Below are 14,231 nucleotides of genomic sequence, written 5' to 3'. Positions count from 1 at the left end.
ACCACCACCCCCGCCGCCGCCATTGTCCGTCGGCTCCTTGCCGCCGCCGCCCGTCACCGGCCGACGTTCGTTTTCGCGGATCGGACCGTCATTATTGTCGATGGTCTTGACGAAAGGCAGATCGGCATTGTCGACCTTGGCCTGCGGTTCCACCGGGGGGGCGGGTTGCCGGTCCGGCTGTGGCGTTGGCTTTTCCAGCGGAACGTCGCGCAATTGTTGGGGTTGTTCGGTTCTTGCGAGTGGTTGGGGAAGAGGTTGTGGGGGAGTGATCTGTGTAGGAGCGATCTGCGTGGGCGATGCAATGGTCTTCGCAGTCTGTTCCGAGCCGGATAGCTGGCGCAGATTTTCGATGGCGTCGTTGATGGCTGAAATACAGGCGTCCGTCAGTTTGCTGTCTTCCGCTTCCTGATCCAGCGGCAAGTCGAGTGAGCGTCCGTCGGCAATTGTTTTTCTGGAAATATGATCCATTTTGTATCGGTCCCCTCGGTGATCTCACGGTGTTTGCGGTTCCGGCTGTGGCGGGGCGTATTTGCAGCCCCGCCTGCCAAAATCTACGCGGTCACCGCCTGCATGACGTCTGCCGAATGTGCGTTCGACCAGGACAGGTCGTGGCCGCCATTGATGACGCCGTCGGATTCGTTGTGAGTGGTGGCGGGATCGTCGTGAAGAAAAGCGATGACCTCGTTTGCCAGCTGACCGTGCTGTGTCGGCTGCAATGTGTCGTTTTCGATGATGCCGCCCTGAATGAGAATGGCATCGGAATAAACGCCGCCGGCGACATAGGTGGTCGAACCGAAGCTGTCGTAGTCGATGATCTGTGCGAGATTGATGACCGCGTTGCTGCCGGTATCGATATGGATGTTAGCATTCTGGTTGTTCTCGAGAACCTTGGCGGCTGCCTGGGTCACATCGTCGGAATCGCCGAGCACACTGACCTGTTTGATGATGCTGACATCAAAAAGGTTGCCGGTGATGTAGAGGACGTTCAGCCCCTGATAGCCGGCAAAGTTGGCGTCGTGGGCAAGGGCGTCCGGCATGTTCGGGTCGCGCTCGTTGATCCCGTTCACCGTCTGGTGCATGTAATCAGGCATCGCCTCGAAACGGTCGTTGCTGCCGACATTGTGAATGGTGGCATCGTTCCAGAGCAGGTTATTGCCGGATTGGATGGTGGCGCCACCAGGCGCATCGGGATTGGCGCGCGCCCAGTCATTGTCGTAAAGCACGGCGATCTGGCTGATGATGTTCATGTCGAGGACATTGCCGCCGACGATGATCAGATCGTACTGCATGCCGATGCCCAGGAAATTGGCGATGTTGAGCGCGGCGTTGCCGCCGGTCAAAACGCTGACGCTCGCACCTGATGTGGTGACCGTCATCGTGTCATTGTCACTGATGAACTGGTATTGTTCGATCCAGTGGACGAAGGACACATCGCCTTCCAGCACGCTGACGCGCCAGGCGGTTGGGAATATCGGCGTTTCGCCGCTCTCATGGCTGTCCGCGGCACTATGTTCCGCGCCGGGATAGACGCTGCGCTGGAAGCTGGCGATATTGTAGGCGGCCGTTGCTGCCTGATCTTCCGAGTGGGTGAAGACGGAAGAAATATCGTCCCGGTCACTGTAGATATAGGCTTGGGTGATGGCGTCGATCTGGTGATAATCGCCCATGACGGCGGTGACCGAAGTCATGACGCCGGTATTGACCAGCGTGGCGATGTTGGCGACGACATTGGCGCCAGCGGCAATATCGAGGCTGTTGCCGGCCGGGCTATCCTCATGCAGGGAAACGTCGCTTTTTTCAGGTGCCTCGGCGGGCTTGGCGATGCCGCGATCCGGCATGAAGTCGTCGAGCGCCGGCTTGTCGTAGGCGACCGCGCCATTGATATAAAGACCGTTGATGTCGTTGCCGGCCAGAACGAAATCCTGATCCGCGCCGGTGCCGAGCGAGGTGACGTCGTTGCCACGGGCGTGGTCGATATAGTCGTGCGCGGATTTGGCGAGCGCCTGTAACGCGTCGTAGCTGTCAGTGCGCTGGAAAGTGGAAAAGGGCGTGAAGACGGCGGCGTCGTTGTAGAACTCAACGGTGCGCTCGGTCACGAAGGTCGTGTCGCGTGCCACATTGGGGCCGTCGGTCATGTTCAGATAGTCGTCGTCCTGAAGAATATTGACCTGTGTAAGATGGCCGGCCACCGAGCCGGGGCCGGTATGAACGACCAATTCGCGCTCATCAAACGAGAGGCGGCCGGGAAAACGGAAATGCGCGCCGGAAATATCGACCGGGATGGCATTTGCTAGCTGCTGCATGTCATATTCGACACCGCGGGCGAAATGCGGTCGCATGTAATCGAAATCGTAATAGCCGGAGCGATATTTGACGCCGGGATCGTAGTCCTCGAGCGGGACGTCATAGTTCTTGTCGAGCAGCCTTGCTGCCTCATCGTCTGGCAGTCGGTCCGGATCGGAATGCGCCGGGCCTTCGCTATAGTTGCTTCTCAGGCGCGCTTCCTCGATCACCGTGTCGAACATGCCGATGAAATGCGCGATCATGTCGGAAATCTTGTCAATATGCATTGGAGGTCCCTCCCTGATCATTGCGGCGGGGACTGGGAGCGGCAGGCGGCACACGTCTTGATGGCGGTGCTTCGTTCACCGAACCCGGTTCTTTTAACCGCAAACTGCACCGGCGGATGCCGGTGCAGCTCTTCTCGTCAAGAGGTGGGTATCAGGAGTGATCTTCCCCAACGTCCGAAACATGCGAGTTACCGCCTGTGATCGTGACGTCAACGGCATTGGAGAGCATGTTGGCGCCCTGCACCAGTTCCAGATGGAAGCCGGAATTTGCAAGGATTGCCGATGCATCCGCAGTGCTGGTGCCTGCTGCGTCGTCGCCGGCCTTGAGGTCCCAACCCTTGCCGTCCATGCCTTCGGCGCCGAAAGCGTCACCGGCATTGGCGTTCAGGTGGTTCTGAGCCCCGCCATTGTCCATCCTGACGTCGTAGGCGTAATCCTGATCTGCCAGATGGTTGGCCTGCACCAGGCTGAAGCCGGCATCGTTGCCGTCACCGCCGAGCGAGTTGTTGAGGATATTGTCGACGTCGAGAGTGAAGGAGAAGTCGTCACCCAGGTTGAAGGTCAGGTCGCCACCAGCGACACCGAGATTGCCGACATCCTTGACGCCCGCAATGTTACCGAAGTCGTCATCCGACTTGTAGTAGCTGTCAGCGGAGTTGAAGCTGTCGGTGGTCGTCGATACCTTGGTGGAGGTGTCGTTGTCGGAATAGGTGAACGTCTTGTTGTCCGAATCCGATACCGTCTTCACGCTGGTGTCGTTGTCGCTGTACGATTTGCTGTCGTAGCTCCAGTCGTAGTCGGTCTTGATTGCGGTGTTGGTTTCGGTGCTGGTCGAGGTCGTGGTGGTCGTGTCATTGTCGCTGTACGACTTGCTGTCATAGCTCCAGTCATAGTCGTTGTCGCGATTGTCGCCATTGCCGACTGCGACGTCGATCTGTGCGTCAACATCCACATTGGTGCTGTTGTCGCTATTGTCGTTGTTGCGGTTTTCACCGTTTGCGGTGCCGACATTGCTGTCTTCCACCGAGGCGTCGTTGGTCGAGGTGTTGGCAAAACCCTCGGAAAGCGCGCCGATCTTGGTGATGTCGTCGCCGGCTGGCTGTGGATTGTAACCCATTTCGATTTCCTCCGAAAAAGCTCGGAGCAGCTCTCGAAATCCCTCTCATCTAAAACGGGATTTTTTCGCGCTTGCTCCGCGTTGCACAAAGATTGATGTCTGCAGATGCACTCATTACGTCTCATCTGCGGTTCGGCATCGGCCCGTAACCGGGCTCTTTTCGTTCAGCCCTTGTGCGCTACTCGATAAAAAGGCGCACAAATCCGTTCCTCGCTCCAATGGGGAGCGCGGTGGCTTCGTCTTTTTGCTTGCATGGTGTCTTGAAAAGGAGCCGGCGCTGGCAAACACACGTTAAGGCCGGTTTAGTCTTTTTATCTGCCGCCACTCAGCGACGGTCAGACTGTGCCGCAGAAAAATCGTGCTTTCTAGCTATCAATTCGGGCTAGACATATAGGTACACGTCACCGGAATATATATGCCGGAGGGGTAGACCGTGCGGTGTTTCTGCTACCGCAGCCGCCCAAAACAGCGGATTTGGTAGTAGAAGCCGGCTTTTCAAAAACATGGTTTATGTGCGAGGGAAGGGGTCGTTATCCCGAAACGGCACATCGTCCGGGATCGTTTGCCGGAGACATATGAAAAGGCATTTCAACCAAAAGTTATATTTTCTTGGAATACAAAACCGGAGCGGAGGCTTTTCTAACGCCTTTGTTTCCTTGACGATTTCCAAGTGAATGATTCTATCTCACCGTAATCAATTTTGTATGCCTAATGTAAAAAATAACCCGTATGGGCCATTTATTTACACAGCTTTTCGTATTAGCCTCCTAAATTAACGGGTAATTAATGATAGTTGACATGGCTTGAACCAGGAATTGCCCCCTATGTTCTTGGGGGCGTCCTGGCGAACGACAGATGACACAGCCAAAAGAATGTAATGCGTAAGCGCTTTAGGGAGGCGTCAATGTTCATGGGAACGTCAGATTATGCGGCAAAACAAAAAACCGCCGTTTCACCTATAAATGGAACTTTATTAATTATAGCGGATCCGGACCTGTTTTCCGAGTGTCTCGTAGAGGCGTTGGGCAAAAAGTTCCCCACATTCGCGGTGATGAGCGTTGCTTCGTCGGCGACGATCAATAGTGATTACGGTTCCGATGTCCGGCTGGTGCTGCCATACCGCATGTCGGGCGAGCGGCTCAACAATCTTCTTGCGGCAATCCGCGAAAAGCATCCCGATGCGCCGATCGCCCTGGTGGTCGAAACCATCGACAAGTTCGAAGAGCCGTTGAAGCAGCTGGTGGGGACGCGCGTCATCGATGGCGTGCTGCCACTCAATCTTCGGCTTGATGTGTTTATGGCGGCGGTCGATCTATTGATGAAGGGCGGAGAACATTTCCCTGCAGCCCTTCTCGGCAAGCTCACACCCTATTCCCCTGCTGTCGTCAGCAAGAGCGTTCACAACAATGGCGTGATCGCCAACCGCGCTGACGCGCTTGCGGTCAACCGGGGCGAAATGGCGGCACTGACGACGCGTGAGGTGCAAATCCTCGACCTTCTTTGCAAGGGAACGCAAAACAAGATCATCGCCGACAGGCTGCATCTATCCGAAAACACCGTGAAGGTGCACGTCCGCAACATCTATAAGAAGATGAACGTGCGCAACCGAACGGAAGCGGCGTCGCGCTTCTTTCACAAGGATGACGACACGGCTGTTTCCGGCTGGAAGAACTAAACGTCAGGCCGGCCGGGCGTCAGTTTCCGCCGATGTTCGTGCCCGAGACTTAAGGTCTCAGGAAACAACGGGACTTCTGGCCAAATCCGCTCGGCGAGCAAATATAGGGAGAAGAACCGGAATAGGAATGTCGCGATATCGAAGGCGCCTCGGACGACGCATCGGCAACAAGCGTCACAGCCGCATTGCCTGTCCTGTCATAGCCGTAGGAAGCCCTGGTCGGAACAACCCGCGTCTTCATTGTCGTCGCATCCGCTGATGCGGTTTTGATGAGAACGGCGTCTTCGACCACGGCGCACGAAGCTGTCGCGAAAGTAAGTGATGCAAGGGCTGCAGCAACGAGCGCAAAATGATTGCGCCTGGCCGCTTTGCCACTCTTGGAATAAGGCATTTCATTCATAGCGTATGTCCCCTGAAGTCGACTGTCTGTCGCATGTCGCCGGGCGGTTTTGTCCCGGTGGACCGAGCCTTACAAAACCAGGATAGTCCCGACTGGTTGAGCGAAGCTTGCGCTAATGCTCAATAAGAAAGGCATAATGGAGGCGTAGTTAAAAAGTATTAAATCAGGGGTTATTTTTAGTAATTCAGCGTAATCAATTGTAATATTTCGATAAAATCAAGTTGACCTGTTTTTAGCTGCGCCTATCATAAAAGTTGAAATCTATCGAATCGTAATATTAAAGCCTCCAGAAGAAATAAAAACCGGAGGCTGATATTCAACATACCGCACAATCGTAAGTTTGATCGAGTTCAGGTCGAATCAGCCGGGCTGATTCCTCATGGGGAGGAGTGTGTAATGCGTAATTTCGTTCCCAACGAGCATGATAATGGCGTCACGATCTATTCGGAATGGCGTCCTGGCCAGCGCGTTCTCGTCAATGGCGGCGCTGGTTTCCTTGGTTCTCACCTTTGCGAGCGTCTGCTGGCCGGCGGCCACGAAGTGATCTGTCTCGACGATCTTTCGACCGGACGACTGGCGAATGTCGAGCATTTACGGGACAATAAGCGGTTTTTGCTGGTCGAGCACGACGTGCGCAAACCCTATGACATCGACGTCTCGCTGATCTTCAACTTCGCCTCGCCGGCCTCGCCGCCGGACTACCAGCGCGATCCTGTCGGCACCTTGCTCACCAATGTGCTTGGCGCGGTCAATGTGCTGGAGGTCGCCCGCAGATGCGGTGCAACCGTAGTGCAGTCCTCGACGTCGGAAGTCTATGGCGATCCACTCGTCAATCCCCAGCCGGAAAGCTATTTCGGCAATGTAAATACAATCGGGCCGCGTGCTTGTTACGATGAGGGCAAGCGCAGCGCGGAAACCCTCTTTTTCGATTATCACCGCTTTTATGGCGTCGATATCAAGGTGGGGCGAATCTTTAACACCTATGGGCCGCGCATGCGACCCGATGATGGTCGCGTGGTTTCCAACTTCATCGTGCAGGCGCTGAAGGGGACCGACATCACCATTTATGGCGATGGCAGCCAGACGCGCTCTTTCTGTTATGTCGATGACCTGATCGATGGTTTCCTGCGCTTTTCGGCCAAGCCGAAGGATTGCACCGGGCCGATCAATCTCGGCAACCCGAGCGAAATTCCGGTGCGGCAACTGGCGGATATTGTCATCCGTATGACGGGTTCCCGCTCGCGCATCGTGCATCTGCCGGCCGCGATCGACGATCCGCAGCAGCGCCGCCCGGATATTTCGCGGGCGAACGAACAACTGAGATGGCAGCCGCGCGTGCCGCTCGAAATAGGTCTGGAAAAAACCATAACCTATTTCGATGCGCTGCTATCCGGCAGGAAAGTGGCGGAGGCCGTATGAGATGGCCCGCACAGTCCTCGTCACGGGCGGGGCCGGATTCATAGGCAGCCACATCTGCAAGGCGCTGGCAAAATCCGGCTTCAAGCCCATCGCATATGACAATCTCTCGACCGGCCATGCGGACGCGGTTCGCTGGGGGCCTTTCATCGAGGGCGACATTCTTGATCGTGACCTGCTGAAGGCCACGCTCAGGGAGTTCCAGCCGGCCTTCGTCATCCATTGCGCCGCCAACGCCTATGTCGGCGAATCCGTCGAAGATCCGCGCAAATATTACCGTAACAATGTCGGTGGCAGCCTTTCGCTGCTGGATGCCTGTCTCGACCAGAATATCGGCGGGCTGGTGTTTTCCTCCAGCTGCGCCACCTATGGCGTGCCGCCGAAATTGCCTATTCGTGAGGAGACGGCGCAGATGCCGGTCAATCCTTACGGGCGCACCAAGCTGATTTTCGAAATGGCGCTGGATGATTACGCCGCCGCCTATGGCCTGCGTTTTGTGGCGCTGCGTTATTTCAACGCGGCCGGCGCCGATCCGGACGGTGAGCTTTGCGAACGCCATGAGCCGGAGACCCATCTGATCCCCCGGGCGCTGATGGCGGCTGCCGCGCGGCTGCCGCAACTCGATGTCTTCGGTGCGGATTACGACACCACGGACGGCACCTGCATTCGCGACTACATCCATGTCAGCGATCTGGCCGATGCGCATGTTGCTGCCGTCAATTATCTCGCCGATGGCGGTGAGACGCTGCGCGTCAACCTCGGTTCCGGCCACGGCACCTCGGTCGGTGATATCATCCGGGCGATCCATCGCGTCACGGGTCAGGAAGTGCCGGTGCATTTCGGCGCAAGGCGCGAAGGCGATCCGCCGGCGCTGTTTGCCGATATTGAGAGGGCGAGGCAGACGCTCGGCTTTGCGCCGAAACATTCCGATATCGACACGATCATCCGCACGGCTGGTCCCGGTTTCGGGCTGGAGGTGCAGTCATGACGGCGCGCTCCACCCCTTCCGTCGCATCATCGCGGGCCACCGCGGGCACATTGCGGATGCAGCCGGTGTTCACCGGCTGGAACCGCACGGCCTATCGCCTGGGCATTGGCGGCTGGCTGGTGACGCTTGGCTATTTCTGGATCTGGTGGCTTGACCGCGACCGGGTGATCGACTGGCCTTATTTTACCGTCGTTACCCTGACACTGGCGTGGATCACGCTTCTGCCATCCTATTTTATCTTCATCTTCCTCAACGCCCGCGTCGTCGACCGGCGCTCGCCGTTGCCAAGGGGCCGGGTGGCTATGGTCGTCACCAAGGCGCCGTCGGAACCCTTTGCCGTGGTGCGCAAGACGCTGCTGGCAATGCTGGACCAAAGGGGCATGGAGCAAAAAGGGCTGGAATTCGATGTCTGGCTGGCGGATGAAGATCCGGATGCGCAGACGATTGCCTGGTGTGGTGCGCATGGTGTTTTCGTCTCGACCAGAAAGGGCGTCGCCGATTATCACCGCAAGACCTGGCCGCGCCGCACCCGCTGCAAGGAAGGCAATCTCGCCTATTTCTACGATCATTACGGCTATGAACGTTATGATTTCGTCGCGCAATTCGATGCCGACCATGTGCCGGAGCCGGATTATCTGAGTGAGATCATCCGTCCTTTCGCCGATCCATCGGTTGGATATGTCTCCGCGCCAAGCATCTGCGATGCCAATGCCGGCGAGAGCTGGGCCGCACGCGGCAGGCTTTATGCCGAGGCAAGCCTGCATGGCGCGTTGCAGCTGGGCTACAATAATGGCTGGGCGCCGCTCTGCATCGGCTCGCATTATGCCGTGCGCACCAAAGCGCTGCGTGAGGTGGGCGGTCTTGGACCTGAGCTTGCCGAGGATCATTCCACCTCGCTTCTGATGAATGCTGGTGGCTGGCGCGGCGTCCATGCCGTCAACGCCATCGCTCATGGCGACGGGCCGGCGACCTTTGCCGATCTCATCGTGCAGGAATTCCAGTGGTCGCGCAGCCTGATGACCATCCTGCTGCAATATTCGCGGCATTACGTGCCGAAGCTGCCTTTGCGGCTGAAATTCCAGTTCCTGTTTTCGCAGCTCTGGTATCCGCTGTTTTCCAGCTTCATGGCGCTGATGTTCGTGCTTCCCATCGTTGCGCTGTTGCGGGGACATGTGCTGGTCAACGCGTCCTATCCGGCGTTTCTGGCGCATTTCCTGCCGATGTCGCTGATCATGATCGTGTTCGCCTTCTTCTGGCGGGCAACGGGCGCTTTCCGCCCGCATGATGCCAGGCTGTTCAGCTGGGAAGCCATGGTGTTCCTGTTCCTGCGCTGGCCCTGGTCGCTGATGGGTGTATTGGCGGCAATCCGCGATACGATCCGTGGTGACTTCGTGGATTTCCGCATCACGCCGAAAGGCACGCAGGCCAAACCGCCGCTGCCGCTGCGGGTAATCGCGCCTTACATGGTGCTGGCGGCGCTGAGCCTTTTGGCCATGGTACTGGCGCCGCGCGATAGCGGAGCGGAAGGCTTCTTCATTTTCGGCGCTATCAATGTGGCGATCTATGCCGGGCTTTCGGTGTTCCTGCTCATCCGCCACGCGATGGAAAACGGCTTGCCGCGATTGCCGGCCCTGCGCGGCGGCGCGACCGCTGCGGCCTGTTCCCTGTTGCTTGTGGCCGGCAGCGCTGCGGAACTCAGCTCCCATGCGATTGGCGGGCTTGAGGCCCTGTCGCACGGGCAGCCCTACGTCACCTTCACCGAAACGCGCTTCACGGTTGCCGGTGCGGGTGTGGAGGGTGCGAGATCGGTGCGCCTGAAACTGCGCATAGCCTTGCCGGGCTTGCCCGGTCATCGTGAAATGCAGGCGGAGCCGTTATCGGTGCCGTCGCCGGCGGTGACGACCGGAGAAATCATGCTGGCCGACAATAGTGTCGGACAATAGAAGGAGGAGACTGTGATGAAAACAACAATAAACAAATGCGGGTTCTCCGCTTTCGTACTCTGCCTTGCGGTGATCGCGCCCAGTGCCGTCCACGCCGCGGGCGGCACGAAGACGCCGAAACCGCTTAGAACCAGTGAAGTCGTGGAGATGTACTTCGACAAGACCTGGAAATGGGATACGGGCGGCGGACGCTTCATTGCCGACGGCCGAAAATTCGTCGCCCTGACGGAAGAAAAAGGCAAAAAATCCGTTGGTGAAGGCCGCTGGACGGTCGATGCCAATGGCACACTGTGCATGCGCGCCACCTGGAAAGCCGATAATGGCAGCGGCAAGGCCGATACCTGCTTCGACCACGGCCGCATCGGCAAGGTGCTCTACCAGCGCAAGCAGGGCGGCCCCTGGTACGTGTTCCGGCACAACCCGCCGCAGCCCGGCGATGAATTCCTGAAACTTGTCCGCAAGGACGACGTCACCCCGCAGATCGCCGCCTATGGCAAGGCGATGACGGCGACGCGGTAGGAGGAGAGTGTCATGCTAATAACAAGAAGAAAAATGCTCTTTGCAAGCGGGGCTGCGGTGGCCTTTTCAGCCAGCATGTACCCCATGTTCAAACTGGATGCGCAGGGTGTTGCACCCATGGGCGCCACAGGCATGAAGACCATTGCCGACAAACGTCCGACATTGCATGCGGATGGTATCCGTTTCGGTGCTTACGATCCGCACGGCGATTTCACCGCACAGGCCGGGGTGGCGACGGAACATCTGTTCCTGCCCTGGGAAGACGTGGATCTCGACAGTCTTGCGCTCGCGGACGCCTATGCCCTGGAGCGCAAGCGCAACGTGCTGATCACCGTCGAGCCGTGGTCGTGGGACGTCAACTGGCGGCTTTCCTCCGACGAGTTGCGCCGTAAGGTGCTGGGAGGCGACTACGACAAGAACATGCAGGCGATCACGGCCCGCATGTCGGCGATGAAAAGCCCGCTGATCCTGCGCTGGGGGCAGGAAATGGAAGACACGTCCGGCCGCTTCTCGTGGTCGGGCTGGAACCCGCAGGATTACATCACGGCCTACAAACGCATGGTGGACATGACCCGCAAGGCGGTTCCCGGCGTCAAGGTGATGTGGTCGCCCAAGGGTCTCGATGGCCTGCAGGCCTACTACCCCGGCGATAATTATGCCGATCTCGTCGGCCTTTCGGTCTTCGGTCTCGAAGACTACGACAAGATCGAATATGGCGGACCGAAGACCTTCTCCGATCTGCTGCGCAAGGGGTATGGACTTGTTGATACCTATAACAAGCCGGTTTGGGTCGCCGAACTCGGTTATGAAGGCGGCGATTCCTATGTTCGTCCGTGGATGAACGACGTGACGCTGAAGCAGGCGGATTTTCCGAAGCTGGAAGAGGTCGTCTATTTCAACGACAAGGACGTTCACCCATGGCCGCACAATCTCGGTAAGCCCGACTGGCGCGTTGTGCGCCCGGCCAAGGCTTGAACGAGGCCGGAGCGGGCTGAGCGGACGCCCGGCCCGCTCACCCGCCCGGATTTATCCGCTGACTGCCAGCACCGCCTCCGCCTCATAGATGGCGCAGACGATGTGGTAGAAGGTGCTTGCCGGTGCCGGTTCGTCCAGCATGGGCCTGTCGGCCGGCCATTTGTCGAACCACAATCCTTTGACCGGCGTGTCGAGGAAGGGTTGCAGCGCGCCGATGGCTCTGAGGCCCGACGCGAGGTAACGCTGTCTCTCCTCGCCAGACGTGACGCTGGCAAGGCGCACTGCCGCCTTCAGCCATTCCGTCTGCGGCCACAGCCGCGCCAAGCCGTCATGCACCGAAAAATCGTCATAAAGGCTCATGATCGCTACCTTGCGGCGGGCGCAGATGCCATGCTCTTCGCCGATCTCAAACATGCGTTTGGCTTTTTCGATCGCCGCGCCGCTGTTGCGCAGGCTGCCCCAGCGCACCAGCAGCCAGGCCCATTCGAACTGGTGGCCCGGCTCCATGATGCGGCCCTTGTCGCTCTTATGCGGCGTCCAGTCATGCTCGAAGAATTCTCGCAAGCCGCCATTGCCGCCATCGATGAAGCGCGTAAGCGCCAGATCGGCGATCTCGTCGGCCAAAGCCGCCCACGGGCCTTCCGGGTCCTGCACCTCCCAGGCCAGCATCGCCTCGAACAGATGCATATGCGGATTGGAGCAGAGCGGCGTGCGCGGCGGGTTTTCCTCCTCGAAACCGGCGACGGGATGTTTGTAGTCGCGCTTGAGGATGGCAAGAATATCCAGCGCCCGGCCGCGCATCTCGTCCTTGCGCTCGGGCAGGCTTGCGGCGGTCTGTGCGGTGGCGAAAAGCGCAAAGGCCTGATTGTAGAGATCGAAAGACGGATCGATGAGTTTTCCGGTCTGGTCGGCAAGGTTGCCGTAAAGGCCGTTATCGAGGCGATAGACCTTTTCGAACCAGCTCAAGCCGTGCAAGAGCGCGTCTTTCCACTGTCCCTGCCAGCCATGCTGGCCGGCAGCGGCGAAACAATAGGCCTGACGTGGCTGAACGCGGGCGCGGCGGTCATCGGAAAAAACCGGTTTCGCATCCTGGCCGAGGCGCTCGTAAAAGCCGCCATCCGGACGGGCGGAACCCGCCTCCCACCACAAAGGCAGGGCATCCTCATCCAGCCATTTCCGTAATGTTCCGACCTCTTCGGCAAGCGCCTGAGCGGCACTCGGAAATTGCACTGTCATACGTCAACTCTCTGTTTTTACAGGTTAATAAAAAATAGATCAATAAAATACGTGATTATAGAAGCAAGTAGACCATGGGACATATTGCGCTGCAACCGTAAAATCATCGACCTCACGGTGAGCCAACCCGTGCCAATGCGATTGGTTCCACCGTCTTGTATGGCAAATAACGCGTCCAAGGTGATTCGGAATCCATAAAGTGTCAGAAATTACAACGAAAATTTGAGATTGCTTATTCGTAGTCCTCACGTATTTCGTAGCAATGGTCTCGTCACTAGTGATTCGGCCTCTTTTTAATCTGGGCGGCGTTGGGGCAATAGAGGGGCACAAGGCAGTGAAATTTTCTGCCTATACTTCATTGCTGTTCTCGATTGCGGTTCTTTCGGGCTGCAATACTCCCGCGGGCGTTCGTTCGTTCGGGGGCGCGCAGATGTTGTCTCCGTCGCAGGCGCTGGTTTTCCCGCCACCCGGTGGTCCGGAAGTCGTCACCGTGGTCAATCACACCTATTCCAATGCGGTGGCGCAGCAGATCATATTGCGCTCCGAGGCCGCGACACCCGGACAGAATTATATCAAGGCAGAGTTTTTCGGCCCGCAGCAGGCCGGCGATACCGATCGCGATGCTCTTGGTTTCAGCGGTTTTAGGGCAGCCTCCGTCGCGCGGGAAATCCGCACGGAGTTTCCGGGTCAAAACATCGCCATGTCGGCAAATTACCTGCAGAACGGCTATGGCGCGTTTTCTTATGCCGCCGGCAGCGGCCGGGGCGACGATACCTGCCTTTATGGCTGGCAGGATATACGCTCGCCGGAAAGCATGCGGCAGGATTTCCGCAATCTCGGCCGCATCAAGGTGCGGCTGCGCCTTTGCCAATCCGGCGCGAGTGTCGAGCGGCTTCTGGCGGTCATGTATAATTACACGATCACCGGCACCTATGCCTCGGAAAGCTGGAACCCTTACGGCACGCCGCAGGGGGTGAACGCAAATCTCGGCCGCCCGGGTAATCCGGTCTATCCCTTGAAGACAAACGAGGTGCCGATGCGGCCCGGCGGCGAAGTGACCGGAAGCGTGCCGACAACGCCGCCGGTCCGTCGTGCTGTCGCCGTCGCACCGGCTCAGCCGGAACCGCAGCCGCTGCCTCCGGTCGCGGCGGTCAATATTCCGTCGCCCTCGTCGGTCGGGTCAACCGTCCAGCCCGCAAGGCCCGCCGTGACTGGTAGGCGGGTGGAGACCGCACCGGCAGAGCGCGGTCAGCCGCCATCGCAGGTTCCGCAGGTCGCCATTCCGTCGCCCGCATGCCTGTCCGGTTCGGGAGGGGTTCAGGGATGCTGATGATCTGTGGAGCCGCAGCGAAAGAAGATGTCGAGGCGCAGGTCGCCCATATTCCGGGCGTT

At 58.2% G+C, this 14,231-nt stretch carries 11 protein-coding genes and 1 pseudogene; 7 read left to right on the top strand and 5 right to left on the bottom strand.

The window, feature by feature from the left end; genetic code table 11:
• The 3 genes and pseudogenes from JZX89_RS21325 to JZX89_RS21315 all read right to left on the bottom strand — a co-directional run.
• A pseudogene (locus JZX89_RS21325) lies at positions 1-468 on the bottom strand (type I secretion system permease/ATPase); the annotation flags it as partial.
• 83 nt (positions 469-551) lie between these two features.
• Positions 552-2,570 carry a hypothetical protein gene (locus JZX89_RS21320; RefSeq protein WP_207135302.1) on the bottom strand — a complete coding sequence of 673 codons (2,019 nt, stop codon included), beginning with the start codon at positions 2,568-2,570 and terminating at the stop codon, positions 552-554.
• Between the two features lie 151 nt (positions 2,571-2,721).
• Positions 2,722-3,687, bottom strand: coding sequence for a fibrinogen-binding protein (locus tag JZX89_RS21315; RefSeq protein ID WP_153517123.1), 966 nt, complete (start codon positions 3,685-3,687; stop codon positions 2,722-2,724).
• A gap of 904 nt (positions 3,688-4,591) precedes the next feature.
• Between JZX89_RS21315 and JZX89_RS21310 the strand changes: the two genes are divergently transcribed.
• The gene (locus JZX89_RS21310) at positions 4,592-5,362 is read left to right on the top strand and encodes a response regulator transcription factor (RefSeq protein WP_149899179.1); all 771 of its coding nucleotides are present in this window, start codon (positions 4,592-4,594) and stop codon (positions 5,360-5,362) included.
• Positions 5,363-5,411: 49 nt separating this feature from the next.
• Here JZX89_RS21310 and JZX89_RS21305 read toward each other — a convergent pair whose 3' ends face one another.
• Positions 5,412-5,762, bottom strand: coding sequence for a hypothetical protein (locus JZX89_RS21305; protein WP_149899178.1), 351 nt, complete (start codon positions 5,760-5,762; stop codon positions 5,412-5,414).
• A gap of 396 nt (positions 5,763-6,158) precedes the next feature.
• Here JZX89_RS21305 and JZX89_RS21300 point away from each other — a divergent pair, with 396 nt between their 5' ends.
• The 5 genes from JZX89_RS21300 to JZX89_RS21280 are packed head-to-tail and all read left to right on the top strand — an operon-like array spanning position 6,159 to position 11,603.
• On the top strand, positions 6,159-7,181 hold the full coding sequence (locus JZX89_RS21300; RefSeq protein ID WP_153517125.1) for a UDP-glucuronic acid decarboxylase family protein: 1,023 nt from the start codon (positions 6,159-6,161) through the stop codon (positions 7,179-7,181).
• A gap of 1 nt (position 7,182) precedes the next feature.
• Positions 7,183-8,166: a UDP-glucose 4-epimerase GalE gene (gene galE / locus JZX89_RS21295; RefSeq protein WP_207135301.1), complete on the top strand. Its 984-nt coding sequence runs from the start codon at positions 7,183-7,185 to the stop codon at positions 8,164-8,166.
• Positions 8,163-10,109, top strand: a complete 1,947-nt coding sequence (locus tag JZX89_RS21290) for a glycosyltransferase family 2 protein (protein ID WP_207135300.1) — start codon at positions 8,163-8,165, stop codon at positions 10,107-10,109. The genes galE and JZX89_RS21290 overlap by 4 nt, the downstream gene beginning before the upstream one ends.
• Positions 10,110-10,124: 15 nt before the next feature.
• Complete coding sequence (locus JZX89_RS21285) at positions 10,125-10,628, top strand: DUF995 domain-containing protein (protein WP_207135299.1); 504 nt, start codon at positions 10,125-10,127, stop codon at positions 10,626-10,628.
• A gap of 12 nt (positions 10,629-10,640) precedes the next feature.
• Positions 10,641-11,603, top strand: a complete 963-nt coding sequence (locus JZX89_RS21280) for a glycoside hydrolase family 26 protein (RefSeq protein WP_207135298.1) — start codon at positions 10,641-10,643, stop codon at positions 11,601-11,603.
• A gap of 51 nt (positions 11,604-11,654) precedes the next feature.
• Here the strand turns inward: JZX89_RS21280 and JZX89_RS21275 are convergent, their stop codons facing one another.
• Entirely contained in the window at positions 11,655-12,839 is a 1,185-nt protein-coding gene (locus JZX89_RS21275; RefSeq protein ID WP_246746775.1) for an AGE family epimerase/isomerase, read from the bottom strand.
• A 334-nt stretch (positions 12,840-13,173) separates the two neighbouring features.
• Between JZX89_RS21275 and bcsN the strand changes: the two genes are divergently transcribed.
• Positions 13,174-14,169 (top strand): cellulose biosynthesis protein BcsN, encoded by a 996-nt coding sequence (bcsN, locus tag JZX89_RS21270; protein ID WP_369809587.1) that lies wholly within the window; start codon positions 13,174-13,176, stop codon positions 14,167-14,169.
• Positions 14,170-14,231 lie beyond the last annotated feature (62 nt).

Source organism: Agrobacterium burrii, from assembly GCF_017313405.1.
GTDB classification, from domain to species: Bacteria; Pseudomonadota; Alphaproteobacteria; order Rhizobiales; family Rhizobiaceae; genus Agrobacterium; species Agrobacterium burrii.
Note: the sequence above shows the minus strand (reverse complement) of the source record. Positions and strands in the feature narration are given on the sequence as shown.

Excerpts from the sequence above, each read along its gene's own strand:
- JZX89_RS21315 (WP_153517123.1), bottom strand. The coding sequence starts at position 3,687 with ATGGGTTACAATCCACAGCCAGCCGGCGACGACATCACCAAGATCGGC.
- JZX89_RS21285 (WP_207135299.1), top strand. The coding sequence starts at position 10,125 with ATGAAAACAACAATAAACAAATGCGGGTTCTCCGCTTTCGTACTCTGC.
- JZX89_RS21280 (WP_207135298.1), top strand. The coding sequence starts at position 10,641 with ATGCTAATAACAAGAAGAAAAATGCTCTTTGCAAGCGGGGCTGCGGTG.
- JZX89_RS21300 (WP_153517125.1), top strand. The coding sequence starts at position 6,159 with ATGCGTAATTTCGTTCCCAACGAGCATGATAATGGCGTCACGATCTAT.
- JZX89_RS21305 (WP_149899178.1), bottom strand. The coding sequence starts at position 5,762 with ATGAATGAAATGCCTTATTCCAAGAGTGGCAAAGCGGCCAGGCGCAAT.
- JZX89_RS21320 (WP_207135302.1), bottom strand. The coding sequence starts at position 2,570 with ATGCATATTGACAAGATTTCCGACATGATCGCGCATTTCATCGGCATG.
- JZX89_RS21310 (WP_149899179.1), top strand. The coding sequence starts at position 4,592 with ATGTTCATGGGAACGTCAGATTATGCGGCAAAACAAAAAACCGCCGTT.
- JZX89_RS21275 (WP_246746775.1), bottom strand. The coding sequence starts at position 12,839 with ATGACAGTGCAATTTCCGAGTGCCGCTCAGGCGCTTGCCGAAGAGGTC.
- JZX89_RS21290 (WP_207135300.1), top strand. The coding sequence starts at position 8,163 with ATGACGGCGCGCTCCACCCCTTCCGTCGCATCATCGCGGGCCACCGCG.
- galE (WP_207135301.1), top strand. The coding sequence starts at position 7,183 with ATGGCCCGCACAGTCCTCGTCACGGGCGGGGCCGGATTCATAGGCAGC.